Raw genomic sequence first — 26825 nt, 5'->3', positions numbered from 1 at the left:
CGTCACCTTTCCGCCTCCGAGATCGGATAGCGTCGGGGCATGCCCGACAGCGGTTACCCCTGGCCCATTCAGACGTCCCGACTGGACAACGGCCTGCGCGTGGTGGTGAGTGAGGATCGCATCGCGCCCGCCGTGGCCGTCAACCTCTGGTACGACGTCGGCTCCCGGCATGAGCCGGCCGGGCAGACCGGTTTCGCCCACCTCTTCGAGCACCTGATGTTCGAGGGCTCGGTGAACGTGGCGAAGACCGAGCACATGAAGCTGATTCAGGGCTCCGGCGGCTCGCTCAACGCCACCACCAACCCGGACCGGACCAACTATTTCGAGACGGTCCCGGCCGAGCACCTGGAGCTGGCGCTCTGGTTGGAGGCCGACCGGATGGGCGGCCTGGTCCCCGCCCTCACCCAGGAGACGCTGGACAACCAGCGGGACGTGGTGAAGAACGAGCGCCGGCAGCGCTACGAGAACGTGCCGTACGGCGACGCGTGGCTGCGGTTGCTGCCGCTGCTCTACCCGCCGGGGCACCCCTACCACCACGCGACGATCGGCTCGATGGCCGACCTGAACGCCGCCGACCTGGCCACCTTCCAGGCGTTCCACCGGACCTACTACGCGCCGAACAACGCGGTGCTCACAGTGGTCGGCGACGCCACCGCCTCCGACGTGTTCGCGCTCGCGGACAAGTACTTCGGCGCGCTGCCCGCCCGCGACGACATCCCGCCGGCACCGGACGGCCGCAACGTCCCCGCCACCGGGCAGACGGCCGTCGAGTCGGTGAGCGCCGACGTGCCGGCGCCACGGGTCTACATCGCCCACCGCAGCTACCCGTTCGGCAGCCCGGGATACAACGTGATCACCGTGCTCGCCACCATCCTGGGCAGCGGCCGGGGCAGCCGGCTCTACCAGCGCCTCGCCGACGGCGAGCGGATCGCGCAACCGGACCTGGTCGGGGCGTACGGGGTGGACCTCGCACACGCCCCGGCACCGCTGATCGCCACCGCCACCGCCCGCCCCGGGGTGAGCGCCGAGCGGCTGGCCGAAGGGCTGGCCGAGGTCGTCGACGAGCTGGCCACCGTGCCGGTCACCGCCGCCGAGCTGGACCGGGCCAAGGCGTTGCTCAGCACCGGGTGGTGGCGTCAGCTGTCCACCGTCGACGGCCGCGCGGACCTGCTCGGCCGGTACACCACGCAGTTCGGTGACCCGGCCCGCATCGCCGAGCAGTTGCCGGCCCTGCTCGCGGTCACCGCCGAGCAGATCGCCGAGGCCGCCGCCGACGTGCTCGCCACCGACCGGGTGACCCTGACCTACCTGCCCGAGGAGACCTCATGACGCTGATCGCCGACCGTCCCGGCCCGGGTGCCGCCCGCCCGTACCGGTTCCCGCCGGTGGTCCGCCGCACCGCAGCCGGTGGTCAGGTCGTCGCCGCACACCTGCCGGGGCAGAACCTCGCCGTGGCCCTGCTGCTGCTCGACGTGGGCGCGGGCCAGGAGCCGGTCGGCAAGGAAGGTCTGTCCGGCGTGCTGGCCAAGGCGTTGGAGGAGGGGACCGCGCAGCGGGACGCCGCCGCGTACGCGCTCGCCGTCGAAGGGCTCGGCACCGCTCTGTCGACCGGTCTGGACTGGGACTCGTTCCAGGCCAGCGTGGTGATCCCGGTGGACCGGCTGAGCGCGGCAGTGGAACTGCTCGCCGAGGCGGTCCGGACGCCCAGGCTCGACAGCGCCGACGTACGCCGGGTACGCGACGACGAGGCGACAGCGCTCCGGATGGATTGGGCCAACCCCGGCCCGCGCGCCGACGCCGCGCTGCGCGCCGACCTGTTCGGCGCGCAGAACCGCTGGGGACGCCCGATGCACGGCGACCCGGAGTCGGTAGCCGGGTTGGACGTGGAGGACGTCACGGTCTTCCACTCGGAGTGGTTCCTGCGCCCCGGCACCCTCATCGTCGCCGGTGACCTGGACCGGATCGACCTTGACGCGCTGGCCGCCGCGGCGTTCGCCGGCACCGGTGGTGGCCCCGCCGAGCGGGGCGGCCCGATCGAGGTGCCGCTGCACAGCGGTCGCCGGATCATCCTGGTGGACCGGCCCGGCTCGGTGCAGTCCACGCTGCGGCTGGGCCACCCGTCACCACACCGGGCGCACCCCGACCACGTGCCGATGACGCTCGCCGGCACGGTGCTCGGTGGGGCGTTCACCTCCCGACTCAACCACCTGCTGCGGGAGGTGCACGGCTACACCTACGGCATCCGGGGCGACTTCGCCGCGTCGCGGCGGTTCGGTCGGTTCGCGGTCAGTTCCGGAGTGCAGACGGCGGTCACCGCGCCGGCTCTGGTCGAGGCGGTGGGCGAGATCACCCGTACCCAGGCCACCGGGGTGACCGAGGACGAGCTGGAGGTGGCCCGCTCCTGGCGGGCCGGGCAGCTCTCGGTCGAGTTGCAGAGCCCTCGGGCGATCGCCTCCGCGCTGACCACCCTGGTGGTGCACGACCTGCCGGACGACTACCACGCGCGGTTGCGCGAGTCGCTGCTCTCCGCCGACGTGGACCAGGTCTCCGCGGCGGCAGCCACCCACCTGCACCCGGAAGCTCTCACACTGGTCATCGAGGGCGACGCCGCAGTGATCCGCGCCGACCTGGAGGCCACCGCCCTAGGAGATCTCCTCCCCTAACCCCACCCCACCCCACCCCTCGCCCTCTCGCGCCCCCCACCCCCTCGCGCCGTCGATCATGAAGTTGTTGTCACTCGGCACGGCGTGTCGTGGCAATAACTTCATGATCAACGGGAGGAAGGGGTGCGGGGGTGGGGTGTGAGGTGGGACCCGGAGGGTGGGAAAGGGGTCCCGGTTTCGGCGGTGGGGTCGGTAGCCTCGCGGGCATGAGGATCGGCATTGTGGGGGCCACCGGCCAGGTCGGTGGCGTGATGCGGCAGGTGCTGGCGGAGCGGGAGTTCCCAGCGGAGCAGGTGCGGTTGTTCGCCTCGGCGCGGTCCGCCGGACGCACGCTGCCGTGGCGCGACGGCGAGGTGACCGTCGAGGACGCCGCGACCGCTGACTATTCCGAGCTGGACATCGTGCTCTTCTCGGCCGGTAAGGGCACCGCTCGCGAGTTGGCGCCCCGGGTCGCCGCTGCCGGCGCCGTGGTGATCGACAACTCGTCGGCGTTCCGGATGGACCCGCAGGTGCCGCTGGTGGTCGCCGAGGTCAACCCGCACGCCGCACTGGACCGGCCCAAGGGCATCATCGCCAACCCGAACTGCACCACGATGGCCGCGATGCCGGTACTGCGTCCGTTGCACGCCGAGGCGGGCCTGGTCGGCCTGGTCGTCTCCACCTACCAGGCGGTCTCCGGCGCTGGGTTGGCCGGCGTCGCCGAGCTGGACGAGCAGGTCCGCAAGGTGGCCGAGCACGCCGCCGGGCTGGCCTTCGACGGGTCGGCAGTCGAGTTCCCCGCGCCCCGCTCGTTCACCCAGCCGATCGCCTTCAACGTCCTCCCGCTGGCCGGTTCGATAGTCGACGACGGCTCGTTCGAGACCGACGAGGAGCAGAAGCTCCGCAACGAGAGCCGCAAGATCCTGGAGATCCCCGACCTGAAGGTCTCCGGCACCTGTGTCCGGGTGCCGGTCTTCACCGGGCACTCGCTCCAGATCAACGCCCGGTTCGCCGGGCCGCTCACCCCGCAGCGCGCCCACGAGCTGCTGGCCGACGCACCCGGTGTGGCACTGACCGACGTTCCGACGCCGTTGCAGGCCGCCGGCCAGGACCCGACCTATGTGGGCCGGATCCGCGCCGACGAGACCGTCGAGTACGGGCTGGCGCTGTTCTGCTCCAACGACAACCTGCGCAAGGGCGCCGCGTTGAACGCGGTGCAACTCGCCGAGTTGGTCGCCGCCGAGCGCCGCTGACCGGCACGGTCACCCGACCACCGAGCCCGCGCCGTCCGTCGGTGCGGGCTCGGTGGCGTTCCAGGTGGTCGCCCTGCTGTTCCGGGTGGTCGCCCGCGGCGGCCGGCAGGTCGTGCTTGGATGGGTCGGAGACGATCGTCCAACCTGGAGGACACCATGCCGGATGACCGCACCCAGCAGGCGTTGACCGATCTGGTGGCCGGCCGCTCGATGGGCGTGCTCGCCACCATCAAGCGGGACGGGCGTCCGCAGCTGTCCACCGTGCTCTACTCCTTCGACCGGAACGCGGGCCTGATCCGGGTCTCGGTCACCGACGGCCGCGCCAAGACCGCCAACCTGCGCCGCGACCCGCGTGCCAGCTTCCACGTCGGCAGTGCGGACGGGTGGGCGTACGCGGTGGTCGAGGGTCGCGCCGAACTGTCCCCGCCGGCCACCGAACTCGGCGACGAGACAGTCGAGGAGTTGGTGGCGCTCTACCGGGGGCTGAGCGGCGAACACCCCGACTGGGACGAGTACCGCCAGGCCATGGTCGACGAGGGACGCATCGTGCTACGCCTGCACGTCGAGCGGCTCTACGGCATGCCGCCTCGGGGCTGACCCGCTCGCAGCCGGTCAGCCCGGCTCGATCACTGTCACGCCCTGCCAACGCTGCGCCGGCCGGTGCCGGGCCAACCGCTGCCGCGACCGGGCCACGTCCACCCGGGCCGGGTTGTGCCGCCACACCCCACCCAGCAGATCCGTCAGGCCGTACGGGGCGCAGACCTTGAGCCGACCGGCGGGGTCCAGCCGGACGGCCACCGCCGTCGCGTACTCCGGCCAGGTGGCGACCGCTTCGGCCACGCTCCGGTACGGCTCGATCGGGTCGCCGCCGAACGTGGCCGCGTACCAGGTGTGCACCGCCGCCTGGTTGCGCGCCTGCCACGGCGGTTGTGGCCACAGCCCCGCCAGCCGGGCGGTGGCCCGGTCGTCGTCGACGCGGCTCAGCCTCGCCGGGTCGAAGAAGACCACGTCCACGTCGCGGACCCGCGCCGGGTCGAACCCGTCGCCGTACCGCTCGCCCCAGACCAGGTCGCGCAGTGCGCCCGCGCCGATCCAGGCGTCCGGCAGCCCGGAGTCACGCACCACAGTCAGCGCCCGGGTCAGCCAATTGTTGCCGGCGACCAGTTCCCGCAGTTCCTCCTCGCCCGTCATCATCCGCCCACGGTAGGCAGCGGAGTCGACGCGCGCCGCCGGTGGGCGGGTGTGCCGCCCGTCGACGGGTATACCGCGGCACTTCGCCGTTGCGGGACGTCGGGGAGGGGGTGGGCGATGGGAGCCGGCACGAGCAGCGCAGGGACGGGCCCCGCTGGCCCGACCCTGCGGCGGGAAACCTCCCGGCTGCTGTCGTTCAGCGACGGGGTCTTCGCCATCATCATCACGCTGCTGGTGCTCGACCTCCAGCCGCCTCGGGTCGGCCGCGGTCAGCTTCTGCACGCGCTGGTCGAGCAGTGGCCGGCGTACCTCGCCTATGTCACGTCGTACGTGTACGTGGCGGTGGGTTGGCTGAACCACCGAGCCGCCTTCAACCGGGTGGTGAACAGCGGAAAGGCCCTCCAGTGGTACAACCTCGCAGTGCTGTTCAGCACCGCTTTGCTGCCGTTCGCCACCTCGGTCGTCTCGCAGGCCATGCGGGACGGCGACAAGGCGGACCAGCGCACCGGCGTGGTCGTCTACGGTCTGGTCGGCGTGCTGGTCTCGGTGAGCTGGCTGGGGCTGTACCACTACCTCGCCCGGCACCACGATCTGCTGGACCAGACGGTGCCGCAGCGGTTCTTCCCGGCCGAACGGGCCCGGGCCGCGATCGGTCTCCTGGGGTACGCGCTGGCGATCCTGGTCGGATTCCTGACCGGCCCGCTGTTCGCGTTGGTGATCTTCCTGCTGCTGCCGGCGTTCTACAGCCTGACCAGCAGCGGCCTCTACGAACTGCGACGCCTGCGACACCCACGCGGATAGGCCGGGGCCGTCGGCGTTACCCGCTCCCGGGCGGCGGGTAGACGGGCCGTGCCGACACCGAGAGGGGAGCACCATGACAACGGTCGGAGAGTTCATGACGACCCGGTTGGTGACGATGGACGGCAACGACACGCTCATCGCAGCCGCGCAGAAGATGCGTGACAGCGCGATCGGCGATGTGGTGGTGACCGACGGCGACAGTGTGGTCGGCATCGTCACGGACCGGGACATCACGGTCCGCGGTGTCGCGGAGAACATGGACCCGGGTTCGACCCGGTTGAGCCAGATCACCACTCGCGACGTGATCACGGTGAGTCAGTACGACGATGCCGTGGCCGCCGCGGACCTGATGCGGACGTACGCCGTACGCCGACTTCCGGTGATCGACGACGGGCGCCTGATCGGCCTGGTGTCGATGGGTGACCTCGCGGTCGAGCGCGAACCGCAGTCGGTCCTGGCCGACATCAGCGCCGACGACCCGAACAACTGACCCGTCCGCCGCGGCACGCGCCGGCTCTCCCTTCCGGGAGGGCCGGCGCTGTGGCGTCCCCACCCCCTCGCTGATCAAGAGATTCGCGTCAGGACACGCCGACAGTGATGACGCAAAGCTCTTGATCACCGGCGCAGGGCAGGGCAGGGCGGAGCGGGGCGGGGCGGCGCAAAGGGCGGGCGGAGGGCTGGGAGGGGTGACGGGTCACCCGAACTGGGCGAGGTTGAGCGGGGGAGCGGCGGGGACCCGTGCGGGGACGTGCAACGCCGGCCGTCCGTGCGACGCGAGCGCGGTGGGTGGGATCCCCGGCCCGGCAACTGGGAGGAGTGGACCCGATGGTGGACGCGACCACGAGGTTCTTCGAGGACCTGGACCGGCGGGGGTACGAACCCCTGCTGGCCAAGACCTCCGGGACGCTGCGGATCGACCTGCACGAGGGGGCGCAGACCCGGCACTGGCTGCTGCGGATCGACCACGGCCGGCTGAACGTCAGTCAGGAGGACCAGGAGGCCGACACGGTGATCGGGGCGAGCCCGGTCCTCTTCGACGACATCGCCTCGGGGCGCGAGCACGGCCTGGCCGCGCTGTTGCGGGGGGACATGACGGTGGCCGGTGACGCTCGTCTCGTCGTACAGGTGGAGCGGATCTTTCCGGGTTCCCCGGACGCCCGCGGGCCGCGTCGACGATTCGCCGGGGAGGTGCACTGATGGGGCAGAGCAACACGATCCGGATCCTGGACGGCAACACGTTCGTCGTCTGTGAGGACACCGGTGACATCGAGGCGACGCCGAGCGAACCCACCGGACTCTTCTCCATCGACACCCGGTTCCTGTCGACCTGGGTGCTGACCGTCAACGGCGAGCGACTCAACTCGCTCTCCTACGACGACCTGCAGTACTTCGAGTCGCGATTCTTCCTGGTCCCGGGGATGGCCACGCACTACGTGGACGCGAAGCTGTCGATCATCCGGGAGCGCACAGTGGGTGGCAGCTTCTGTGAGCAGTTGACCATCCTCAACCACGACGAGAAGCCGGTCGACCTGGAAGTGCGGATGGACGCGGCGTCGGACTTCGCCGACCTGTTCCAGGTCAAGGACGAGATCCTGAACAAGAAGGGCGAGATCTACACCGAGGTGGAGTCGGACCGGCTGCGGCTGGGGTACCGGCGGGGGAACTTCCGGCGGGAGACGGTCATCTCGTCGTCGATGTCGGCCCGGTACGACAGCAAGGGCTTCGCGTACACGGTGCACCTGGAGCCCAACGAGCAGTGGGACGCCTCGATCGACGTCCAGACCCACGCGGTCGGGCCCGGCGGCCGGGATCTGCGGTTCGGGCTGCGCATGCACGGCACCGAGCGGCTCGCCCTCCAGCACGACCTGGAGAAGTGGATCGCCGACGCACCGAAGGTCAACAGCGAGCACGGACGGGTGGCCAGCACGTACCGGCGCAGTCTGATCGACCTGGCGGCGCTGCGCTTCTCGCCGCTGTCGCTGGGCGGCGCCACCCTGCCCGCCGCCGGTCTGCCCTGGTTCATGACCATGTTCGGCCGGGACAGCATCCTCACCTGCCTGCAGACACTGCCGTTCACCCCGCAGTTGTCGAAGACGACGCTGCGCATCCTGGCGTCCCTGCAGGGCAGCCGGTTCGACGACTTCCGGGACGAGGACCCGGGGCGCATCCTGCACGAGATGCGCTACGGCGAGACCGCGGCCTTCGAGGAGCAGCCACACTCGCCGTACTACGGCTCGGTCGACGCGACGCCGCTGTTCATCGTGCTGCTCGACGAGTATGAGCGGTGGAGCGGGGACGTGGCGCTGGTCAAGGAGTTGGAGCAGGAGTCCCGGGCGGCGCTGAGGTGGATCGACAACTACGCCGACCTGGTCGGCACCGGCTACATCTGGTACGAGCGACGCAACACCGACACCGGCTTGGAGAACCAGTGCTGGAAGGACTCCTGGGACTCGATCTCCTACTCCGACGGCACGCTGCCACCGTTCCCACGGGCCACCTGCGAGGTGCAGGGGTACGCGTACGACGCGAAGATCCGCGCGGCCCGACTGGCGCGGGAGTTCTGGGGTGACCCCGAGTTCGCCGACCAGTTGGAGCGGGAGGCGGCAGAGCTGAAGGAGCGGTTCAACCGGGACTGGTGGGTGGACGACGGCGAGTACTTCGCCCTGGCCCTGGACCCGGACGGCCGGCAGTGCGACATCCTCAGCTCCAACATCGGCCACCTGCTGTGGAGTGGCATCGTCGAACCTGAGCGGGCGGAGAAGCTCGCCGCGCACCTGGTCGGGCCGCGGCTCTTCTCCGGCTGGGGGGTGCGCACCCTCGCCGAGGGGGAGGCCCGCTACAACCCCATCGGCTATCACAACGGCACGATCTGGCCGTTCGACAACTCGTTCATCGCCTGGGGCCTGCGCCGCTACGGCTTCGCCGAGGAGGCCGCGACCATCGCCAACGGCATCCTGGACGCGGCCACGTACTTCGACGGCCGGTTGCCGGAGGCGTTCGGCGGCTATCCGCGAGAGCTGACCAAGTTCCCGGTGGAGTATCCGACGGCGTGCAGCCCGCAGGCTTGGTCGACCGGTACGCCGCTGTTGCTGCTGCGCACCATGCTCGGTCTGGAGCCGCACGAGGGTCACCTGGCGGTCGAGCCACGGCTGCCGGTGGGGATGGGTCGCATCGAGGTGCTGGACATCCCCGGTCGTTGGGGCCGGGTGGACGCGTTCGCCCGGGGTCGACTGGACCTGGACAATCTCGGCGACTGACCGATTGGGCCGCCGAGCCGGCGGTGGCGCGCCACCCGCGTCGCCGCCGGTTCTCCACCCAGCCGATCCCCAGCCGGTCAGGGTAGATTCTGCGAATGCCGGAGCTCGTGTACCCGCCCGTTATCGCCGCCGCCAAGACGCTGTTCCGGGTCCTCGACCTGAAGATCACCATTGAGGGCGCCCACCACGTACCCCGCACGGGCGGGGCGGTGCTGGCCAGCAACCACGTCAGCTACCTCGACTTCATCTTCGCCGGTCTGGGCGCGAACGCGTCGGGCCGGCTGGTCCGCTTCATGGCCAAGGATTCGGTCTTCACGCACAAGATCTCCGGCCCGCTGATGCGCGGGATGCGGCACATTCCGGTGGACCGGCAGGCCGGCGCGGCCTCGTTCCGGGCTGCCGTGGGCGCGCTCAAGCGGGGCGAGGTCGTCGGCGTCTTCCCCGAGGCGACGATCAGCCGGTCGTTCACAGTCAAGGAGCTCAAGAGCGGCACGGTGCGGATGGCACGCTCGGCGAAGGTGCCGGTGCTGCCTGTCGCGTTGTGGGGCACCCAGCGCCTCTGGACCAAGGGCCGCCCGCGCACGCTGACCCGTCGGCACACGCCGATCACCATCCTGATCGGCGAGCCGATCAACCCGGCGGACTTCCCGGACCCGAACGTGCTGGCGGCCGAGCTGACCACCCGCCTCAGCGCCCTCGTCGAGCGGGCGCAACGGGATTATCCGGACACCCCCGCCGGCCCGGACGACACCTGGTGGCAGCCCGCGCACCTGGGCGGCAGCGCGCCCACACCGGAGGAGGCCGCCGCTCTGGACGCCGCCGCCGAACAGCGCGCGCCCAGCGCCTGACGGTGAAGGCGTGTGTCGAAGTCCTCGGCCCGGCCGCAGGCCGCCCAGGGGCTTCGGCACACGCCCTGGTTGGCCGGATCGTTCCGCATCCGGTCAGAATGGTGTCTGCCGGCGCGAACGCCGTCCGACCAGGATCGACGTCATGAGCAGAGCAGCACTCGTCGTGATCGACGTGCAGGAGTCCTTCCGTCAGCGCCCGATCTGGGCCTACGGCTCCAACCCCGACATGATCCGCCAGGTCGACCGCCTGGTGACTGCCGCCCGGGGCCGCGGCGACCTTGTGGTCTGGGTCCTGCACTCCGAGCCCGGCACTGGCGGGTTGTTCGACCCCGCCCTCGGGTACGTCAGGCTGATCGACGGTCTGGTCCCCACCGACGGTGAGCCGACGCTGGTCAAGACCGCGCACAACGCCTTCACCACGACGAACCTCCAGCAACTGCTCACCCAGGCGGGCATCACCGACCTCACCGTCTGTGGCATCCGCACCGAGCAGTGCGTGGAGACCACCACCCGGGTCGGCGCGGACCTCGGCTACCGGATGACAGTCGTCACCGACGCCACGCTGACCTTCCCCATCCCACACCGGGACCTGCCGGAGACCGCCACCGTCGAGGAAATCCTCGCCGACCCGCGCACCCTGACGAACGAGCAGATCGTGACCCGCACCGAGTACGCGCTGGCTGGCCGCTTCGCGACCATCCGCACAGTGGACGAGGTCACCGGCGCGACCCTCACCGGCAGCCGGGGCTGACGCCGTGGTCCGGGTCGTCTTCCTGCTGGTCCCACAGTTGCACCTGCTGGACCTCGCCGGGCCGGCCCAGGTCTTCTCCAGCGCCGCCGACCTCGGGTACGACTATCAGCTGCACTACGTCGCGGAGCGCGAGCAGGTGCCCACAGTGCAGGGCGTACCGCTGGTCGCCGACACCCGGTGGCCGGAGCTGGCCCCGGACGACCTGGTGATCGTGCCCGGTTGGCGGCCGGCGGCGCACGGGCCGCAGGGACCGGTGTCGTCCGGCGACCTGCGACGGCTCGCCGAGCACCACGCGGCCGGTGGCACCGTGGCCAGCGTCTGCGCCGGTGCGTACGCGCTAGGGCGGGCCGGGCTGCTCGACGGCCGACGCTGCACCACCCACCACGAGGTGCAGGACGACCTGGCCCGCCGGCATCCGGCGGCCCAGGTCGTCCGCGATGTGCTGTACGTGGTGGACGACCGGGTGGTCACCTCGGCGGGCATCGCCAGTGGCATCGACGTGGCGTTGCACCTGGTGGCGACCCGGCACGGCCCGGCGACCGCCGCGAAGATCGCCCGCACGCTTGTCGTCTACGCCCGCCGCAACGGGCACGAGCCGCAGGCCAGCGCGTTGATGCGGCACCGCTCACACCTGTCCGACTCGGTGCACCGGGTGCAGGATCTGATCGACAGCCGGTACGCCGAGCCCCTGCCGCTGGCCGAACTGGCCGCCGCCGGCGGTGTGGCCGAACGAACCCTGACCCGGCTCTTCCGGGCGAGCACCGGCCTGACCCCGCTCGGCTACCAGCAGCTGCTCCGGGTGGAGCGGGCCGAGCACCTGATCGGGCATGGCACCACAGTGGAAGCGGCCGCCCGGACTGTCGGTTTCACCGATGCCCGGATGCTGCGCCGCCTGCGAGCCCGCCCCACGAGGTCGGATCCGGTCTTGATCGGTAGTAGTCGTCCCGGGAGTGGAACTCCACCGGCAACGAGCCGGGCAGCGTGATCCGGGTGTCGCCGGCGAGCAGGCCGGGGCCGGCCCGCAGCAGCAGCACGTCGCGCTCCTGGGCCGAGAGGTCGACAAGTTGTGGACGGTTGAGCCGGAACATGGCAACCGCCCGGCGAACCTGCCGGGCCAGCGCCACGACCTCGGCGGTCGTTCCGCTGAGGGCCAACGCCGGCTGCTGAATGGTGCGCAGCGCGTCGCAGACGATCAGCAACTGCGCCGGGGCGTCCGGCGCGCTCGTCGGCAGCTCCAACCGGGACGGCCACTGCCAGCGGATCTGACCGCTCATCAGGCCGTTCAGTCGAGCCAGCGGCCGGGCCCGGTGCGTGCCGTCGGCGACCAGCGACAGCTGTGAGCCACTGCCCACCCAGCAGATCCGCTGGTCGGTGACGGTCACCGCGACCGGCTCGGGCAACTGCCAACGGCGTCGCACCTCGCTCGGCCCGAGCAGGTAACCCGCGACCAGCAGCCGGTGTCGTCCGAGCAACCGCTCGCCGGGCGTCGGGCGCAGGTTGTAGCGGCGGTCCAGGGTCGGGCCCACGTCGTCGTCGGGGGCGTCGAACCGGTGGGGACCGATAAAGAAGGGGGACGCGTCGGCGTGCATCGTCACGACCTTCCGGTCAGCTGGCTGTGTACTGAAGCCTTCCGGACCGGAGCGCCCCTGTCATGACGCCTGTTAGGGGGTCGGCCGGTCGTGTGTCGCCTGTGACCGGTAGATGCCGATCTCCTCCGGGCGGACGAGACCGTCCTCGATCGCACGGGCGAGTAGTGCCGCCTTTGTGGCGGCTGGTCGCCCCGCCCGGGTGTACTTGATCCGCGCCCGGTCGACGTACTGCTTCACCGTGTGCTCGCTGATCTGCATCCGCCGGGCCACCGACGCCTTGGACATCGACTGGAACCAGAGCAGCAGCGCCTCACGCTCCTTGTCGGACAACATCGGCCGGTCCGGCCGTGGGTCGCCGACCATCGCACCGGCCAGCGCCGGCGGCACGAACGGGCGGTCGCTCGCGGCGGCCAGCACCGTTTCCACGCAGTGTTCCCGGCCCTCGTGCTTGGCGAGGAACGCCACCGCCCCGGCGTCCAGCGCGGCGAGCATCGTCTGCGGGTCGGTGTGCTCCGAATAGACCACCACCCGCCGCCCGGCGGCGCTCAGCTCGGCCAACTTGTCCAATGCCATCCGCCCGTGCAGTCGCAGATCGAGCAGGATGACGTCGGCGCCCGGCGCCGCCCGCAGCACCGCGTCCGGGTCGTCGCCGGTGGCGAGCACCGTCAGGCGAGGCTCGGTGGCGAGCCAGGCGCGGACCCCCTCGACCACCACCGGATGGTCGTCGACGATCGCCACCCCGACCGGTCGATCGCCGGTCACCGCCGCCACCGGGTCTGCGCCCATCTGATGTTCCCGTCCCGTTCGTAGAGGTACTGCACCGGCCCGTCGTCGTGCTCCCCGGGAGGCGGGCCGGTCGACTCCGGCCCCTCCCGGTCCGGTGTGACAAGGCTGACCACCACCTCGTCCGGGCCGGAGACCACTGTCAGGCGTGCCCATCCCCGGGCGTCGGCGAGGGTGCTGGTGAGCGGGTCGGCCAGCCGGCGGCGGACCTCCACCGGCAGCGGCGGCGGGGTGCCGATGGTGACCAGGTCGATCGGAAGGCCGTTGCGTTCCGCCACGTCGGCGGCGGCTCGCAACTCGTGCAACAGCGGGTCGGGCACATCGTCGGACTCGGCGATCAGCCGGCGCAGCCGGGCGGCGGCCAGCATGCACAGGCGCTGCACCTCCGGGTCGTCCGGGTCGGCCTGGCCGGCGGCCAGGTCCCCGAGGACCCGCCCGGCCGCCGAGCTGACCAGGGCGAGCCGGTCCCGGCGTTCCCGAAGGCCCCGTTCGGCGGCATCCCGCTCCGCCGCAATCGCGTGACCGGCGGCCGAGACGGCGGCCCGTTCCCGAGCCAGGCCGACGATGACGGTGCTGCCCACGAAGACCGCCACCGGCAGGGAGAACGTGCCGTAGACGTACATCACGTAGCGGGCCACGTCGGCGGGGTCGGGGCCGTGCCCGAGCACGGCGACCAGGGCGATCAACGCGTGGGTGCTGAGGAGCGCGATCAGCCCCACGACGCGCCGACCCCACACCGCCAGCACGAAGAACCAGCCGAGCGTGCCCCACACCCAGTTGGCGGCGGTGAACAACTGCCGCTCACCGGCCGCGGCGAAGACGGCCGCGTCGACGACCAGCAGCAGCCCGGCCAGCGGCCATGGCGGCAGCGGCGAGCCTCGCAGCAGCCGTACGCCGGCCACCGCGCCGGTCACGGCGACCAGTATCCAGGCGCCGAGCACCACCGTCGGCGCGGCGAACTCCGCACGGGCGGACAGCACCGCCGGCAGCGCGATCGCGACGTGCCAGGCCAACGCGATGGCGACGGCGGCGATCCGGGCACCCCGGTCGGACGCGTGCGCCACGGCGGCCGGAGCGGCGAGCGCCGCGGGAGAGTCCGGCTCCCGGGGCGTCGGAACGCTGGTGCGATTCGGTGTCTCCGGCGCGTCGGTGGGGTGCGCCGGGGCGTTCAGGTCAGCCGACACCGGGCCACTCCAGCCGAATCCGGGTGCCCGAACCGACGGCCGAGTGCACGTCGGCCCGGCCACCGACAGTGGCCATCCGGCCACGGATCGACTCGCGCAACCCGTACCGGTGCGGGGGGACGGTGGCCAGGTCGAAGCCGGGACCGTCGTCGGCGACCTCGACCACGACGCCGATGGCGTCGCGGGCCAGCCGCAGCGTGACCCCGGCACCGGGCGCGTGGCGGACCACGTTGGACAGCGCCGCGTAGGCGCTCTCGCTGATCGCGTCTGCCACGCCAACCGGGACGGCACAGGACGCCAGGTCCAGCCGTACCTCAATCTCGGGTAGTCGGCCGACCACCAACCGCAACCGCCCGTCGAGCGGCACCGGGCCGTCACCGGCCACCGGGCCGACGTCGCTGAGCGTGACGAGGGTACGCAGGTCGGCCGCGCAACGGTCCCGGAAGACGGCAGAAGGCCCAGCCACCGCGCCCAGCCCCACCATGGTCAGCGTCCCGAGTACTGTATCGTGCAGGTCGCGGTTCTGCTGGCGTTCGGCCTCGCGGGCGGCGCGCGCGACCAACGCCTCCCGGGTCAGCCGCTGGTGTTCGACGAAGGCGCGGTCCGCCCGGCCGATGCGTCGGCGCATGACCGCCGCCATCATCGCCGTGCAGGCGGTCTGCGCCAGTAGCGTGGCCGCGTGCGCCCGAGCCTCGGTGGGGTTGCCGGCGGCCTGCGCCCCGGTCACGTAGGTGGCTATCACGAGTAGCCCGGCCGGGATCGACCAGCGTGCCGAGGTCGTGGCCTGTGTGTTGATCACCGTGGTGCTGGCCAGCACGGCGATCCAACTGCCCTCGCCGGGCAGCACCTCGGGCGCCACCAACACCGGGATGAGCAGGCAGGTCAGCGCGGTGACCGCCACGTCGCCGCCGACGAGGGCGGGGCCGATGCCGTGGCGCAACGCGCGGTGTGCGTACCAGAGGGACCAGCCGGTCAGCACTGCCACAGCGGGCAGCAGCACCGCCTGCCGCACCGGCGGGGTCTGTACCGACACGGCCACCGCCGCGCCGAACAGCCCGCAGCTCAGCCGCAGCAGCGCTGGCAACGTGGTGAAGATGAGGCCCAGGGCCCCGCCGGCCGGATTGTCCAGCGTGGGCGGCGGCACGGTCGGGGTGGCAACGGCCGGCATCGGGAAGTGTCCTTCCGACAACGACCCGGTCCGGGTCCACACGGCGTAGATCGACATCGGACAATAGCATGGCGGACTGTGACGGGGTGATCCTTTGTGTGCGGAGTGTCGCTAATGTGTCACTCTGTGCTGCGGGGCTGAGGGAGGCCCCGGCGGTTGCCATAGATATCGACGAACGCCGCTACCGAACCGTACGCCTGGTGCCGCGGTTCCTCCAGAAAACGCACCCTCGGCCGCCACCATCCAGGCATGGTCCCGGCCGGAACCGGACGCGTCTGTCGTCCGTCTCATCCTCGGGTGGAAGGGTGGTGAGCCGGATGCGCTCGTCCCGGACGGTACTGGCGGTGGCACTGCTCGGCATGGCGCTGGGTGGCTGCGGTGGCACGGTGGTCGGGCCGGGCGATCCCAGGGAGCCCGGCGCGGCACAGATCGTCGACGGGTGGACCTCCTGTGCCAAGGCCGCACCCCGGGCCGGCGAGATCATCACGGCGCCGACCACTGAGACGTCGCCGCCGGCCGTCAAAGAGCCGACCGTCGGTCGCATCGACCCGGCGTTCACCCCGGTCGCGGCAGTGATCTGCGGGCGCGAGATTCGGCCGGGCCCCAACGGCGGCCAGGAGCAGATCGCCACCGAGCGCCGAGCCGAGCAGATCGCACCGCTGCTCACCGCGCTGCGTCTGCCCAGCGAGCAGACCGGCGGGGAGGCCGCCTGCACCCTCGAAATGGTCATCCCGCCGTGGTTGGCAGTGCTGGACGACCGGGGGCGCTGGCTGCGGCCCCACATCCCCACCGACTCCTGCGGCAAGCCTCGCGCCGAGGTGATCGCCGCGTTGGCCGGGCCGCAGTGGACCACTGTGGACACCCGTACCATCGGGCAGATCGAATCCGCGGCGGCCGAGGCCGCCGGATGCGCGCAGCAGTGGACGGACATGGTGTGGGTGCAGACCCGCAACGGTAGCCCCGGGCCGCCCGGGCCGGTGCTGCCGCCGGCCGCCGGGCCGCTGCGCCTCTGCGTCTACCAGGTGCCCGCGTCGGTTCAGGAAGGCGAGAAACCGGCCGGCGATTTCGTGTACGGCGGTCCGCTGCCAACCGAGCGTCAGGCCGGCGTGCTCCGGGCGCTGAACAACCGCCGGGCGGTGGTCGACTGCGCCACCCCGGCGACCCGCTTCGCGGTGCTGCGTCCGCTCGAAGGCGTGGGCCCCGACCGGTACGTGGAACTCGACGGCTGCCGCCGGTTCCTGGTCGCGCCAGCGACCGGCGCTGCGCAGCTCGGCCAGGGCGACGACGCGCTGGTCGCCCTGCTGGGGCCCGTCTGAGCCGGGTTCGGCGGATCCACGACGTCCCGCCCTGTCGGGGCGGGGAACCCTTCGGGGACGTTGCCCTCGGCGTCGTATAGTTGTCGCCGCAGCCGACGCTTGGGCGTCGGTCAGTCAGCGTCCAGCAGCGGGCGCCCGGGCTCGGTTGGCGAGTCCGTGCGGCGCCCCGTGCTCGCGGAGCGCCATCACCACGCGCGCTGCCGTCGCCTTCCTGCAACCGGTACGCGCCCCGGGCACGAGGACCTTGAAGTCATGGCACAGCAGCCCATTGATCCCAATGTGGCGATCTCCGAACTTGGCCAGATCAAGCTTGGCGAGACCGATCTGTCTGGGGTGTTGACCCAGGTCTCCGAACTGGCGCGGCGCACGATCCCCGGTGCCGAGGAGGTGTCGGTGACGTTGATCAAGCGGGAGGGTGCGCACACCGCCGCGTTCAGCGGTGAGATGGCGCTGCGACTCGACGAACTGCAGTACGAGCATGGCGAGGGTCCGTGTCTTCAGGCGGCCAGAGACGCCGCTGTCGTGTCCGTCCCCGACATGTCCGAAGAGGCCCGCTGGCCGCAGTGGGCGGCCGAAGCAGTGCAGGGCGGCGCACACAGCTCACTGTCGATCGGGTTCCCGATCCAGGAGTCAGTGCTCGGTGCGCTGAACATCTACGGGGCCGAAGCGGGTGCCTTCGACGACGACGCTGTCACCCTCGCCCAGACATTCGCGGGGTACGCCGCCGTCGCCCTCGCCAACGCCCACCTCTACGACGCCACCGCCACCCTGGCCGCCCAGATGCAGTTGGCAATGCAGAGCCGGGCCGTCATCGAGCAGGCCAAGGGCATCATCATGGGCGAACGCCGCTGCACCCCCGACGAGGCGTTCGCCGTCCTCGCGAAGGTTTCCCAGGACTCCAACCGCAAACTGCGGGTGGTCGCCGCCGCCCTTGTGGAAAGGGCCACCCAACCGCCGGGTCTCAAACGTGATCGCGGTGGGTTGGGCAACCTGCCGTAGGCGTTCGGCAGCGGGCTGCCGTTCGCCGGGGAAGGGTGGCCCGCCAGCGCAGCGCCGGCTGACCTCGGCCATAAGCGGACGCGCCGACTGGCGGCCGGCTGCGCAGCCGATTATCGTCGGGGTTGGTCAAGCCATGCGCCAATCCTGTTCGCATTTCCACAGGAGGCGTGTGCTCCTATGCCTGAGCGTTCCTGGTTCTTCCAGAGCCACTTCGAAAGATTTCCGACGGCAGTCGACCTTGGGCAGGTCAGGCCAGCGGCGCTCGCCGGCAGCCAGCGCGACGGGCGTTTCGACGACGACTCCTCCGGGCCGCCGTTCCGGGTGACTCGCTACACCGAGCCCACGAACCTGTCCGCAACCATCTCGGCCGACCGGATGGTCGTCGCCCCGGTGGGGTACGTCGACATGGACACCGCGCCACGCCTGGCCACGGCCCTGATGAACGCGATCGACAGCCATCCCGAAGTCTGCTGCGACCTGACCGGTGTCGGCTTCTTCAGCGCCGCGGGTGTGCGCGTCCTCCTGCTGGCGCGGGACCGGGCGGACCAGGTCGGCTCCCGCTTCTCGATCCGGGGCGCCGGGGGAATCACCCAGCGGGTGCTGCGGATCACCGGGGTGGAGCGCCGGCTCCTGGGCCCCGAACAGGACACCGGCCCAGCCGCGTGGCTCGGCTGATCCGCCGCTCGTGAACCACCCTTCCGCCACGCGGTGGCCTCACCAGGTGTCTGGGCGGTCGAGATCGCGGGCCGGCTGGTACCCGCCGAGGATCGCCAAGCCCTCCGCCTCGGTGTAACCGTTCCCCCAACCCCTGCGGAACGCCTCGACGTGGCAGGGCTTGACCACCATCTCCAGCACGTCACTGCCTTGCCGGCGGGCCCGGTAGGGCCCGGCGACAAGATCCCCGCGGCGGGCGTCGTCGCCGGCCGGGGCGGGTTGGGCCCGAACGGTCAGCCACCGGCCGGATGCGTCACCGACAACCAGAGAGCCCTCGACGAAAAAGTCCCGCACAGACCGGCCGAGCGTGACCGAGCACTCCAGCAGCCGTCCGTCGGGCGGCAGCGACTCCAGGCGGAACGGCACGACGCAGCGGTGGGCACCGTCGAAGCGGACCCGGCCGGCTGTGCCGGCCGCCTCGTCGCTGGTGGTCGCGTACGTGTCCACCTGGGCCCAGAGCCCGTCGGCGGGTTGCCAGCGGACGAACCATAACTTCCCGTCACCGGACGGATCGAACCAGGCGACCCCCGACCGGTCGCCGACCCGTACCTCGGTCCGTCCCTGCGGTCGCCCCTGCGAGGACAACGTCTGCTGAAGCCCGTCCAGCAACACCTCGGTACGCGCCAACACGAAACGAGTCTGACCGCGCGGGCCCCGAAACTCGACGCTCTCGATGCCGCGCCCGGTGCGCCACGACACGAAATCGGCATCGCTCACCAGGGCGTCGGTGGAGAAGTGCACAGTCGCGGGATCCGCACCGACCTCCTCGGGGCGTACGGTCCCATCGCTCCGTGCCTCCGGCAGCATCAGCGCCGCGGGCGGCACTGGCGGATCATCGCTGGTCCCGCCGCCCGGGATCACCAGAACCACCGAGGTGAGAGCGGCACACGCCGCTGCCACACCGCCGGCGATCAGTCCCCGTCGCCGCAGGCGCAACCGCCGCCCGCGATGCCGTGCCTGTTGCACGATCGGCGTCGGATCGATGTCGCCGCCCGCTCGATGCTTGAGCGCGGTGGCGAGCTGCTCATCGAGGTCACCGAACATCTGAGCTCTCCTGCCATGCGTGGGTTGCTGCAACCTGTCGCTGACGCAGCGCCGCCAGGGCCCGCCTCGCGTGTGTGCGTACCGTCCCGGTCGAACAGGCGAGAATCTCGGCGATCGACGTGTCGTCCAGATCCTCGTAGTAGCGCAGGACGATCACGGTGCGCTGACGCGCCGGCAGAGCACAGACCAACCGCCACAGCGCGTCGCGCTCGGCGACCCCGGCGGCCTCGTCCACCTCGCCCGCCTGATCGAGCACCGCGGCAACCGAGATCTCCCGGCTGCTGAGCCGCCGCCACCACGAGTTGTGGGTGTTGACGAGCATGCGCCGGACATAGGCATCAGGACGATCCGTCCGCGAGATGCGCCCCCACCGGGCGTACGCCCGCGCGAGGACATCCTGAACCAGATCCTCGGCTCGGTGCTCGTCACCGGTCAGCAACCGGGCGAGCCGCACCAGCGCCGAAGTGCGAGCGAACGCGTACTCCTCGAACGTCACGCCCTATTAACGCCGCAGGCCGGCCAGCCCGTAGACACCTGCCGGGCACTTTGTGCCCAGCCTGCCCGGATCAACCTCGTGACGCGCCCACCTGTCGCTGACGTAGGTGCCCCGCTGCGGCACCGTCATCAGAGCTGTTGATCCGATCTGGGTCCGGGTCGGCCGTCCAGGCGGGCGGTGTGGTCGGTCCAGGGGAGCACCGCAGCCCTTCGCACCGGCAGGACTACCTCCGTCCTCGGAGAAAATCTATGAGCGAAGCGCTAGACATTCGCGTGGGTGTCGGCTAACGTTCCTGGGGTCGAGAACAGAGTAAACAAAGACGCTGACGTTGCCGCCCCGCACGAGGGCGAAGGAGCGGGGCCCCGGAACCTGTAGGGCCTGCTCAGCTCGGCGGCAGACATTTGCCGTAGTTGTCTGGTACGTAGCAAGGCGTGTGACAGCGGGTGGGGCCGACGCTCGTTCAGGGCCGCACCCGAGGTGAAGGAAGTTCGTCGTACGTGTTCAGGCCATGAAGTCGCGTGGGGCTCGGACACCGACGGACAGCACGGAGTACGGCAGAAGAAACAGAGGCAAGGGAGGGCATTACACCGTTGGATCGCCCGCTGCCAGTCGCATTCGTGGGCTGGGCGCGGACACCGCAGTTTTCCTCGAACGAGAGGTGGTCTCCGGTCACGCTTATGCGATCCTCGCACCCGAAGCCGTCCCTGACGGCCGGTGCGGATAAGACAAGCCGACGTTCTGTCGGTAGATGGTGTTCCTGACCCACAACCCTTGGGCCCCGGCGCTTCCGAGCGCCGGGGCCCTCGTGATGGAGGTTCGATGGCTCAACCCGACGACATGCTCGACGATGAGGACTACCCCGCCTACACGATGGGCCGTGCTGCCGAGATCCTCGGTTGCTCGCAGGATTTTCTACGCCGACTCGGCGATGCGAAGCTGATCGACCCGCAGCGCTCCAGTGGAGGGCATCGTCGCTACTCCCGCTACCAACTGCGCCTTGCCGCGAGGGCCCGGGAGATGTGCGACCAGGGCACCGACATGACCTCGGCCTGCCGGATCATCATTCTTGAGGACCAACTCGAAGAGGCCCTTCGGCGCAATGAGCGCCATCAGCAGGGCTGAGCACACCCTCCGCTCGGGCCTGCCCGCCAGGTGAAGCCGAGCGCCCATATGGTCCCTCCCGCTGCCCTTCGAGAACGAGGCGGGCTTGAGCGCAGATCGGGTTGGGTGCGTGGCAGCTGCCGTGCGATGCCCCCGCAGGAGCGATCGTCAGAGCTGTTGGACGATCTGAACGGGGTTGCCGTCCGGGTCGGCGGTCCAGGCGATCAGCAGACGATCGAGCCACCGGTGGGGTGCGGCCAGAGCGGGGGCGCCGTTCGCCGTGAGTTCGGCGTACGCGGCGGCGGTGTCGTCCGTCCAGAGGATCACCGCGGCTCGTTGCCCCTGGGGTACGGGGTCGAGCCCGTGATCGTCGCGGGTGGAGGCCACCGAGGCGATGCCGATCTTGTAGCGGTCGAGCGTGAGGTCGATGTGGATCGGCTCGCCCTCGGCCGGCACCCGGAAAGTCTCAGTGAAACCGAGACCGGCGTAGAACTCGGCGGCGCGGGAGACGTCCTCGCTGAAGAGGATCACCTGAGGGCTGCGGAACATCGACACTGCTCGACGCTATCAGTGCAGCGACTGCTCGCTACGCGGACAGGTCCGCCGAACTTCCGCTAGCGCGTCCGCCCAGCGCGACCCCGCTACGCCCGCGACGGCCACGTACGGCGTTGACGCGCCCGGCTCGACAACGCATCGAGCCGGGCGCGTCAGGTGAGCTACGCCACGAAGCGGGAACGGCGTCGGCGTCCGATCAGGTAGCTCGCGCCGCCGAGGAGCAGGAGCACAGCGCCAATGCCGGCCACGGTCGTGGTGCCGGCACCGGTCACGGGCAGCCCACCGCCCTTGCCATCCTCGCTGTCGCCGGGGGCGCCCGGGCTGGCGGAGACGGTGGGAGTCGGTGCGGCGGTCGCCGTGGCGCTGGGCGTCGCGCTCGGTGTGGGCTGAGACGTCGGCGTCGGTGTGGGCTGCGACGCGCAGTCAAGCTCACGGGCGGTGTACAAACCGTCGTTCAGGTAAGCCAGGTAGGCATCGACTGTAGCCTCGCCGAGCACCTTCTGCGCTGCCGCCTCCACGTTGGTGCCAGCGTCAGTCAACGTTCGAACCACAGTGATCCGCAGAGCGGTTGACCAGGCTTTCTGTACGCCCGTCTTGAGGAATGCGCGGAGCTCGTCCGGAGTCCCCTTCAGCGCCTCCTGAATGGCGTCCGGCAGAACGGGCAACGAGTCGGCGTTCGCCGCAGCCAGGATCTGGGCGGTCAACACCCGAATCTCCTGATCAGTGGCGGTATCCAGGTCGATGGTGACAAGCTCGCGAATGTCCTTGTACACCTTGCGCTCGACCGTTTGACAGGCCTCGTTGAGCCCGGGCGACTCGATTTGAGCCACCGCCGGCGTAGCCGGAATCAAAAAGGCCAGCGCCAATAGGGCGCCAGCCGGAAACTTCCATCGCATGTGGTATTCCTCCCCGTTGCAAGCAAAAACACGGAGATACTACCGTCAGTGGCCGGAAGAGCAAGAGGCGATGCACGTCCAAAGACTGCGCAATGAGCAGGACCGCCGCGGGACGGCCACTCAAACCTCTCCACAAGGGATGTAACGGCTGCGGCTAAACGACTGGTTGGCGTACCGGCTCAGCCTCGTCTCTCCTGATCACATCGCAGACTTCCAGCTCCACCCATGGACGGCCTCTGTAGCGGCGACGCGTTCTGCTACTTCCGACCATGGCTCACCGCCAGGGGCGGCGCTGGTGGCATCACGCCGGCGGTGGGGGAGCGGTGGCAGGATCACGGCCCGGTCTTCCCGTCCAAGGTCGGTCCGCCGGTGGGCCCGGACCACATCGACCGGACCCGGCACAAGATCCGGGCGACGGCCGACCTTGGCTGACTTGGCCGTACGAATCGCTGTCCGGAGGCCATGGTGATCGTCTCGACCGGGAGCGGAAACCCGCTGACCTGCGGCGAAGTGGGTGCGCCCGGCAGGATTCGAACCTGCGGCCTTGGGATTAGAAGTCCCCTGCTCTATCCGCTGAGCTACGGGCGCGTGTGGCGTGGATGTCGCGCCCAGAGGGTACCGCCGTCCCACTGCCCGACGGCGAAAAGGGTGCCAGCGTCCACGTTGCCGAGCAGAGTCTCACGTCCGCCTCGTGGCGGGCATCCGGGTTACCGCGGACCGGCCTCGCCTCGGACCGTACCTTTGGCTGGTGTTGCTGGATTCCGACGCCGAGAGCGACGTCGCCTACGAGCTGTGCCAGGTCGTCGGTCGCGCCATCCTGCCGTACCGGTCCTCGGGCGACTTCGGTACCGCGTTCTTCTTCCAGGGCGGCGACGACCCGGTGGGGGAGTCGCTGCTGACGGCTGCCGACCTGGTGGGCGGTTCGGGTGGTGAGTTGGGCCTGCGGGCGAGCGTCACCGAGCCGGCGGGGGTGGCCCCGGCCGTCATTTCCGAGGCCGAGATCGTGCCCGGTTGGGCCCGTTTCGCGGCCGACGGGGTCGCGGTGTTGCCGACCGCCGGCCTGCACCGGTACGCCGGCGACGGCGGCTGGCGCTGGCGCGTCCAGCCGGTGCCGGCGGGGATCGCCGCCGGGCCCGAGGTCATCGCACGCCTCGGCGCCGACGCCAGTTCCGCTTTCGTGCTGGCCCATGGGGTACGCGAAGACGGGTCGCGGCCGTTGGAGGTCGCGATCGAGCGGGTGGTCCGCGACGGGGACGCCGTGCTGATCACCACCGAGCTGCCGCCGGGGTACGTCGGCGCGCCGGTCTTCATCGTCCAGGCTGAGCCCACCGGTGAGGTCGCCCCGTACTGCCTGGGCCTGGTCCTACCTGGTGTCGGCGCGCACCCGGTGGCGACCTTCGACCGGATCCGTGCCGTCCTCCCGGCAACGCCAGGCGACGTCTGAACCGCGCGCCGCCCGGCCAGGTCAGCCGGTGGGCGTCGCTGCCCCGGCCGTGTCGGCGGTCTGCGCGTCGGCCGGGGCGGTGGGGCCGGCGGCGAGGAACGCCTCGGCCCAGCGGCCCACCTCGTCGAAGACCTTTGTCCGTACGGCGGGACCGGAGAGCGTGAGGTCGTGCAACCCGCCGTCGAAGCGGGCCACCGTGACGTGGCGGCCGAGGCGGGGCGCGTAGCGGATCATGTGCTCGACGTCCAGCACGGCGTCGGCCAGTGTCGCGTTGTCGTGCCACTTGGTGCCACGGAAGGAGCGGGTCGAGCAGGCCAGCAGCACCGGCACCTGGATGTCCAGCCCGGCGCGGAGCCGGCGTTGCCCGGTGCGGATCGCGTTCAGCCAGCCGGCCCGGACCGGGAACCCGGCCAGCGGCTTCCACGCCAGGTCGTAGGTCCACTCACCGCGGTGGTCGGAGTGGAGGCTCTCGCCGTACACAGTGCCCAACCCGAACGGGAGGATGCGGTGCGGCGCCCGGCGGCCCAGCCGGGACGCGGCGGCCGCGAGGGGTCGGCGGACCGCCCAGGGGGCGTTCAGGTCGAAGAAGGGGCTGTTGAGCACCAGGCCATCGACGGTGTCGGTGTCGCGGCGGGCATGTGCCCAGAGCGAGATGATCAGGCCGCCGGTGGAGTGGCCCATCGTCAGCAGGGTGTCGTGCCCGTCGTCCTTGCGGATGATCTCGGCGGCGGCGTCCAGCTCGGGGAAGTAGTCGCTGATGTCGCGGCAGAAGTTCGGGGTCTGACCCGGGAGCAGACTGCGACCGTATTTGCGCAGGTCGAGCGCGTAGAAGTCCCAACCTCGCTCGGCGAAGAAGTCGGCCAGATGGGTCTGGAAGAAGTAGTCGACGAAGCCGTGCACGTAGAGCACGGCGCGCCCGGTGGGGCGCTCGGCCCGCCGCCGGACCAGTGTCGCGACAACGGGGCCTTCGTCGTCGGTGCCCAGGTCGATCGTCTGCCGCTCGTACGGCGGCCCCAACACGTCCGGTTCCACGAACGCGACGCTACGCCGCCAACCTACCGAGCGGTAGCCCACGCCGCCGCCCGCCCCACCGGCCTCACCCGCCCCACTCACCCCCGCGATCTTGCACTTCCTGTCCCGACAAATAGGGGCAAGAGCCGCCGATGGGGAGCCGAAAGTGCAAGATCGCGGGGATGGGGCGTGGGTCAGGCCGTTTCCGCGTCGGCGCGGGGGGCCGGGTTGTCCGACTCGTCGGCCTCCAACTGCGGCTGGGGGAGGTCGCGCAGGTGCTTGTTGTGCCGGGGCTCCTGGCGGGTCTTGGCGTCGTTGAGCCGCCGGCGCAGGTCGTCACGGACGTCATTGAGCGCGGCGTGCAGGTCCTCCTCGGCGGAGGTGGTGACGATCTTCTGCCGGCCGGCGATCCAGCACTCCAGGGTGACCTTCTGACCACGCGCCTCCCGGTCCTTTACCGACACCTCCAGCTCGGTGGCGTCGGCGTGGAAGCTGGCGAGCCGGGCGTCGAGGGTGCCGAACTGCTCGGCGATCCAGTTGCGGTCGCCCTGCGAGAACCCGGCACCCACCCGCAGGCACTCAGCCACTGTGGCCGGGTTCGCCACGGCGCTCATCGCTGCGCCTCGGAAGCGTTCGCGGAGCCGATGGTAGTGATCATCATGGCGCTGACCTCTCGTCGACGTGGAGCTGTCGGTGGTGCGTTGATCAAGTCCTTACCCAGTTAGGGCGGCCTGGGAAACCGTGGACGGCGGGTCGGCTGGGTCGGGCGTACCACATCCGGGCTTGATCAGGGCTTTGTCCACAGGTCGGTTCGTCATCCACAGGTCGGGGATGGGTGCTCACGAAGTGCGTCCTCAGTGTCGATGCTCGGAGTCGAGTCGACTCGCGCTGGCAGGCCCCGATCCCCCTGGAGGGACGATGTTCGACACTTACGTGACAATCGTCGGCAATGTGCTGACTACGCCCGAGTGGCGGCGTACGACCCAGAGCAACACTCTGGTGGCCAACTTCAAGGTCGCCTCCACCGCCCGCCGACTCGATCGGGACAGCGGCCGGTGGGTTGACGGCAATTCGCTCCGCGTCCGCGTCAACTGTTGGCGCAAGCTCGCCGAGGGGGTGGCGGCCTCCGTCATGGTCGGCGATCCGGTGGTGGTCTGCGGGCGGCTCTACACCCGCGACTGGACCGACGACGGCGGTAACCACCGCACGCTCTACGAGTTGGAGGCGGTCGCCGTCGGCCATGACCTGTCCCGGGGTCGCGCCCGCTTCCTGCGCAACCGGCCGAGCATGGCGACCAGCACCGTGGAGGACGCGGAGGCCGAAGGCCGGGTGCACGGCGAGCCCACCGAGCCGGTGCCGGCCGGGCAGGCGCCAGTGCTGCCCGACGACGGTCCGCTGGACGACGACTTCGAGCTGCCCGACTACGCGGAGCTGCGCACAAGCCCGTTCGGCAACGTCCCGGCGGACGACGACAGCTCCCCGAGCGGCGAGGTTCTCGGTGACGGCAGAGCGCTCGCGAGCAGCGGGCAGGCCGACGTTCCGCCGGAGCTCGACGACGAGTTGGCCCCTCCGCCCGAGGCGGACGACGACAACGCCGACGGTGACCTGGACATCGAGTTGGGGCCGGTGCCCGACGAGGGGCAGCCGCAGCCGGCGCAGCCCGGTCGAGGGCGGCGTGGTCGGGGCCGGATCCCGCAACCAGCCTGACTTGCCGGCTCGACCGCCGCCCAACCAGCGACGGTCGAGCCGGGCCGAGGCACCGCCTCGGCGACGGGTGCTGTG

General features: G+C 70.8%; 29 protein-coding genes and 1 tRNA gene. 18 read left to right on the top strand and 12 right to left on the bottom strand.

Translation table 11 applies throughout. The annotated features are described in order from the left end of the window. The first annotated feature begins 39 nt into the window (after positions 1-39). The 4 genes from MED01_RS21980 (at position 40) to MED01_RS21965 (ending at position 4492) form a co-directional block, all read left to right on the top strand. Positions 40-1329 carry a M16 family metallopeptidase gene (locus MED01_RS21980; RefSeq protein WP_238670444.1) on the top strand — a complete coding sequence of 430 codons (1290 nt, stop codon included), beginning with the start codon at positions 40-42 and terminating at the stop codon, positions 1327-1329. Then, positions 1326-2663 carry a M16 family metallopeptidase gene (locus MED01_RS21975; RefSeq protein WP_238670443.1) on the top strand — a complete coding sequence of 446 codons (1338 nt, stop codon included), beginning with the start codon at positions 1326-1328 and terminating at the stop codon, positions 2661-2663. Before MED01_RS21980 ends, MED01_RS21975 begins: the two co-directional genes overlap by 4 nt. Positions 2664-2869: 206 nt before the next feature. After that, positions 2870-3895 (top strand): aspartate-semialdehyde dehydrogenase, encoded by a 1026-nt coding sequence (locus MED01_RS21970; protein WP_238670442.1) that lies wholly within the window; start codon positions 2870-2872, stop codon positions 3893-3895. 156 nt (positions 3896-4051) lie between these two features. Further along, positions 4052-4492, top strand: coding sequence for a PPOX class F420-dependent oxidoreductase (locus MED01_RS21965; protein WP_238670579.1), 441 nt, complete (start codon positions 4052-4054; stop codon positions 4490-4492). 15 nt (positions 4493-4507) lie between these two features. On the opposite strand, the gene MED01_RS21960 is transcribed toward MED01_RS21965, so the two are convergent. Next, entirely contained in the window at positions 4508-5089 is a 582-nt protein-coding gene (locus MED01_RS21960; RefSeq protein ID WP_238670441.1) for a nucleotidyltransferase family protein, read from the bottom strand. A 114-nt stretch (positions 5090-5203) separates the two neighbouring features. Between MED01_RS21960 and MED01_RS21955 the strand changes: the two genes are divergently transcribed. The 7 genes from MED01_RS21955 (at position 5204) to MED01_RS21925 (ending at position 11728) form a co-directional block, all read left to right on the top strand. Further along, positions 5204-5887 carry a TMEM175 family protein gene (locus MED01_RS21955; RefSeq protein WP_238670440.1) on the top strand — a complete coding sequence of 228 codons (684 nt, stop codon included), beginning with the start codon at positions 5204-5206 and terminating at the stop codon, positions 5885-5887. A 73-nt stretch (positions 5888-5960) separates the two neighbouring features. Beyond that, complete coding sequence (locus MED01_RS21950; RefSeq protein WP_238670439.1) at positions 5961-6377, top strand: CBS domain-containing protein; 417 nt, start codon at positions 5961-5963, stop codon at positions 6375-6377. Positions 6378-6712: 335 nt separating this feature from the next. Beyond that, positions 6713-7084 carry an SCP2 sterol-binding domain-containing protein gene (locus tag MED01_RS21945; protein ID WP_238670438.1) on the top strand — a complete coding sequence of 124 codons (372 nt, stop codon included), beginning with the start codon at positions 6713-6715 and terminating at the stop codon, positions 7082-7084. After that, positions 7084-9144: an amylo-alpha-1,6-glucosidase gene (locus MED01_RS21940; protein ID WP_238670437.1), complete on the top strand. Its 2061-nt coding sequence runs from the start codon at positions 7084-7086 to the stop codon at positions 9142-9144. Before MED01_RS21945 ends, MED01_RS21940 begins: the two co-directional genes overlap by 1 nt. A 95-nt stretch (positions 9145-9239) precedes the next feature. Then, positions 9240-9992: a lysophospholipid acyltransferase family protein gene (locus tag MED01_RS21935; protein WP_238670436.1), complete on the top strand. Its 753-nt coding sequence runs from the start codon at positions 9240-9242 to the stop codon at positions 9990-9992. Between the two features lie 142 nt (positions 9993-10134). Further along, positions 10135-10743 (top strand): isochorismatase family protein, encoded by a 609-nt coding sequence (locus MED01_RS21930; protein ID WP_238670435.1) that lies wholly within the window; start codon positions 10135-10137, stop codon positions 10741-10743. A 4-nt stretch (positions 10744-10747) separates the two neighbouring features. After that, positions 10748-11728: a GlxA family transcriptional regulator gene (locus MED01_RS21925; protein ID WP_238670434.1), complete on the top strand. Its 981-nt coding sequence runs from the start codon at positions 10748-10750 to the stop codon at positions 11726-11728. Here the strand turns inward: MED01_RS21925 and MED01_RS21920 are convergent. The 4 genes from MED01_RS21920 to MED01_RS21905 form a co-directional block, all read right to left on the bottom strand. Next, positions 11610-12332, bottom strand: coding sequence for a hypothetical protein (locus MED01_RS21920; protein ID WP_238670433.1), 723 nt, complete (start codon positions 12330-12332; stop codon positions 11610-11612). The two genes, MED01_RS21925 and MED01_RS21920, sit on opposite strands and share 119 nt — an antisense overlap. Before the next feature lie 72 nt (positions 12333-12404). After that, a complete protein-coding gene (locus tag MED01_RS21915; RefSeq protein WP_238670432.1) occupies positions 12405-13118 on the bottom strand; it encodes a response regulator in 714 nt (237 codons plus the stop codon). Next, positions 13091-14299: a hypothetical protein gene (locus MED01_RS21910; RefSeq protein ID WP_238670431.1), complete on the bottom strand. Its 1209-nt coding sequence runs from the start codon at positions 14297-14299 to the stop codon at positions 13091-13093. The genes MED01_RS21915 and MED01_RS21910 overlap by 28 nt, the downstream gene beginning before the upstream one ends. Then, the gene (locus tag MED01_RS21905; RefSeq protein WP_308193538.1) at positions 14289-15467 is read right to left on the bottom strand and encodes a sensor histidine kinase; all 1179 of its coding nucleotides are present in this window, start codon (positions 15465-15467) and stop codon (positions 14289-14291) included. Before MED01_RS21905 ends, MED01_RS21910 begins: the two co-directional genes overlap by 11 nt. 317 nt (positions 15468-15784) lie before the next feature. On the opposite strand from MED01_RS21905, the gene MED01_RS21900 reads away from it, so the two are divergent. From MED01_RS21900 to MED01_RS21890, 3 genes are all read left to right on the top strand, one after another. Then, positions 15785-16783, top strand: coding sequence for a hypothetical protein (locus MED01_RS21900; protein ID WP_238670429.1), 999 nt, complete (start codon positions 15785-15787; stop codon positions 16781-16783). 252 nt (positions 16784-17035) lie between these two features. Then, a complete protein-coding gene (locus MED01_RS21895) occupies positions 17036-17782 on the top strand; it encodes a GAF and ANTAR domain-containing protein (RefSeq protein WP_238670428.1) in 747 nt (248 codons plus the stop codon). Between the two features lie 177 nt (positions 17783-17959). Continuing rightward, a complete protein-coding gene (locus MED01_RS21890; RefSeq protein ID WP_238670427.1) occupies positions 17960-18457 on the top strand; it encodes an STAS domain-containing protein in 498 nt (165 codons plus the stop codon). A 39-nt stretch (positions 18458-18496) separates the two neighbouring features. Here the strand turns inward: MED01_RS21890 and MED01_RS21885 are convergent, their stop codons facing one another. Both MED01_RS21885 and MED01_RS21880 read right to left on the bottom strand, forming a co-directional pair. Next, positions 18497-19540: a hypothetical protein gene (locus MED01_RS21885; protein ID WP_238670426.1), complete on the bottom strand. Its 1044-nt coding sequence runs from the start codon at positions 19538-19540 to the stop codon at positions 18497-18499. Then, on the bottom strand, positions 19530-20036 hold the full coding sequence (locus MED01_RS21880) for a SigE family RNA polymerase sigma factor (protein ID WP_238670425.1): 507 nt from the start codon (positions 20034-20036) through the stop codon (positions 19530-19532). The genes MED01_RS21885 and MED01_RS21880 overlap by 11 nt, the downstream gene beginning before the upstream one ends. Before the next feature lie 819 nt (positions 20037-20855). Here MED01_RS21880 and MED01_RS21875 point away from each other — a divergent pair. Further along, entirely contained in the window at positions 20856-21158 is a 303-nt protein-coding gene (locus tag MED01_RS21875) for a MerR family transcriptional regulator (RefSeq protein ID WP_238670424.1), read from the top strand. 147 nt (positions 21159-21305) lie between these two features. Here MED01_RS21875 and MED01_RS21870 read toward each other — a convergent pair whose 3' ends face one another. Then, entirely contained in the window at positions 21306-21686 is a 381-nt protein-coding gene (locus MED01_RS21870; protein WP_238670578.1) for a VOC family protein, read from the bottom strand. Positions 21687-21853: 167 nt separating this feature from the next. After that, positions 21854-22588: an ALF repeat-containing protein gene (locus MED01_RS21865; protein WP_238670423.1), complete on the bottom strand. Its 735-nt coding sequence runs from the start codon at positions 22586-22588 to the stop codon at positions 21854-21856. A gap of 225 nt (positions 22589-22813) precedes the next feature. On the opposite strand from MED01_RS21865, the gene MED01_RS21860 reads away from it, so the two are divergent. After that, complete coding sequence (locus MED01_RS21860; RefSeq protein ID WP_238670422.1) at positions 22814-23020, top strand: DUF4240 domain-containing protein; 207 nt, start codon at positions 22814-22816, stop codon at positions 23018-23020. Between the two features lie 83 nt (positions 23021-23103). Here the strand turns inward: MED01_RS21860 and MED01_RS21855 are convergent. Continuing rightward, positions 23104-23176, bottom strand: a tRNA-Arg gene (locus MED01_RS21855). A 160-nt stretch (positions 23177-23336) separates the two neighbouring features. Between MED01_RS21855 and MED01_RS21850 the strand changes: the two genes are divergently transcribed. Beyond that, positions 23337-24032, top strand: coding sequence for a hypothetical protein (locus MED01_RS21850; protein WP_238670421.1), 696 nt, complete (start codon positions 23337-23339; stop codon positions 24030-24032). Between the two features lie 21 nt (positions 24033-24053). On the opposite strand, the gene MED01_RS21845 is transcribed toward MED01_RS21850, so the two are convergent. Further along, complete coding sequence (locus MED01_RS21845) at positions 24054-25064, bottom strand: alpha/beta hydrolase (RefSeq protein WP_238670577.1); 1011 nt, start codon at positions 25062-25064, stop codon at positions 24054-24056. 173 nt (positions 25065-25237) lie between these two features. Continuing rightward, positions 25238-25657 (bottom strand): HPF/RaiA family ribosome-associated protein, encoded by a 420-nt coding sequence (locus MED01_RS21840; RefSeq protein ID WP_238670420.1) that lies wholly within the window; start codon positions 25655-25657, stop codon positions 25238-25240. Between the two features lie 304 nt (positions 25658-25961). Between MED01_RS21840 and MED01_RS21835 the strand changes: the two genes are divergently transcribed. Further along, entirely contained in the window at positions 25962-26750 is a 789-nt protein-coding gene (locus MED01_RS21835; RefSeq protein ID WP_238670419.1) for a single-stranded DNA-binding protein, read from the top strand. Positions 26751-26825: the final 75 nt, after the last annotated feature.

This window comes from Micromonospora alfalfae, from assembly GCF_022230925.1.
Classification (GTDB): Bacteria; Actinomycetota; Actinomycetes; order Mycobacteriales; family Micromonosporaceae; genus Micromonospora; species Micromonospora alfalfae.
Note: the sequence above shows the minus strand (reverse complement) of the source record. Positions and strands in the feature narration are given on the sequence as shown.

Coding starts and splice junctions, on each gene's coding strand:
- MED01_RS21970 (WP_238670442.1), top strand. CDS start 2,870: ATGAGGATCGGCATTGTGGGGGCCACCGGCCAGGTCGGTGGCGTGATG.
- MED01_RS21965 (WP_238670579.1), top strand. CDS start 4,052: ATGCCGGATGACCGCACCCAGCAGGCGTTGACCGATCTGGTGGCCGGC.
- MED01_RS21935 (WP_238670436.1), top strand. CDS start 9,240: ATGCCGGAGCTCGTGTACCCGCCCGTTATCGCCGCCGCCAAGACGCTG.
- MED01_RS21895 (WP_238670428.1), top strand. CDS start 17,036: ATGGCACAGCAGCCCATTGATCCCAATGTGGCGATCTCCGAACTTGGC.
- MED01_RS21875 (WP_238670424.1), top strand. CDS start 20,856: ATGGCTCAACCCGACGACATGCTCGACGATGAGGACTACCCCGCCTAC.
- MED01_RS21915 (WP_238670432.1), bottom strand. CDS start 13,118: ATGGGCGCAGACCCGGTGGCGGCGGTGACCGGCGATCGACCGGTCGGG.
- MED01_RS21975 (WP_238670443.1), top strand. CDS start 1,326: ATGACGCTGATCGCCGACCGTCCCGGCCCGGGTGCCGCCCGCCCGTAC.
- MED01_RS21905 (WP_308193538.1), bottom strand. CDS start 15,467: ATGCCGGCCGTTGCCACCCCGACCGTGCCGCCGCCCACGCTGGACAAT.
- MED01_RS21980 (WP_238670444.1), top strand. CDS start 40: ATGCCCGACAGCGGTTACCCCTGGCCCATTCAGACGTCCCGACTGGAC.
- MED01_RS21840 (WP_238670420.1), bottom strand. CDS start 25,657: ATGAGCGCCGTGGCGAACCCGGCCACAGTGGCTGAGTGCCTGCGGGTG.
- MED01_RS21865 (WP_238670423.1), bottom strand. CDS start 22,588: ATGCGATGGAAGTTTCCGGCTGGCGCCCTATTGGCGCTGGCCTTTTTG.
- MED01_RS21900 (WP_238670429.1), top strand. CDS start 15,785: ATGCGCTCGTCCCGGACGGTACTGGCGGTGGCACTGCTCGGCATGGCG.
- MED01_RS21870 (WP_238670578.1), bottom strand. CDS start 21,686: ATGTTCCGCAGCCCTCAGGTGATCCTCTTCAGCGAGGACGTCTCCCGC.
- MED01_RS21950 (WP_238670439.1), top strand. CDS start 5,961: ATGACAACGGTCGGAGAGTTCATGACGACCCGGTTGGTGACGATGGAC.
- MED01_RS21945 (WP_238670438.1), top strand. CDS start 6,713: ATGGTGGACGCGACCACGAGGTTCTTCGAGGACCTGGACCGGCGGGGG.
- MED01_RS21930 (WP_238670435.1), top strand. CDS start 10,135: ATGAGCAGAGCAGCACTCGTCGTGATCGACGTGCAGGAGTCCTTCCGT.
- MED01_RS21940 (WP_238670437.1), top strand. CDS start 7,084: ATGGGGCAGAGCAACACGATCCGGATCCTGGACGGCAACACGTTCGTC.
- MED01_RS21885 (WP_238670426.1), bottom strand. CDS start 19,540: ATGTTCGGTGACCTCGATGAGCAGCTCGCCACCGCGCTCAAGCATCGA.
- MED01_RS21920 (WP_238670433.1), bottom strand. CDS start 12,332: ATGCACGCCGACGCGTCCCCCTTCTTTATCGGTCCCCACCGGTTCGAC.
- MED01_RS21835 (WP_238670419.1), top strand. CDS start 25,962: ATGTTCGACACTTACGTGACAATCGTCGGCAATGTGCTGACTACGCCC.
- MED01_RS21955 (WP_238670440.1), top strand. CDS start 5,204: ATGGGAGCCGGCACGAGCAGCGCAGGGACGGGCCCCGCTGGCCCGACC.
- MED01_RS21890 (WP_238670427.1), top strand. CDS start 17,960: ATGCCTGAGCGTTCCTGGTTCTTCCAGAGCCACTTCGAAAGATTTCCG.
- MED01_RS21860 (WP_238670422.1), top strand. CDS start 22,814: ATGGACGGCCTCTGTAGCGGCGACGCGTTCTGCTACTTCCGACCATGG.
- MED01_RS21960 (WP_238670441.1), bottom strand. CDS start 5,089: ATGATGACGGGCGAGGAGGAACTGCGGGAACTGGTCGCCGGCAACAAT.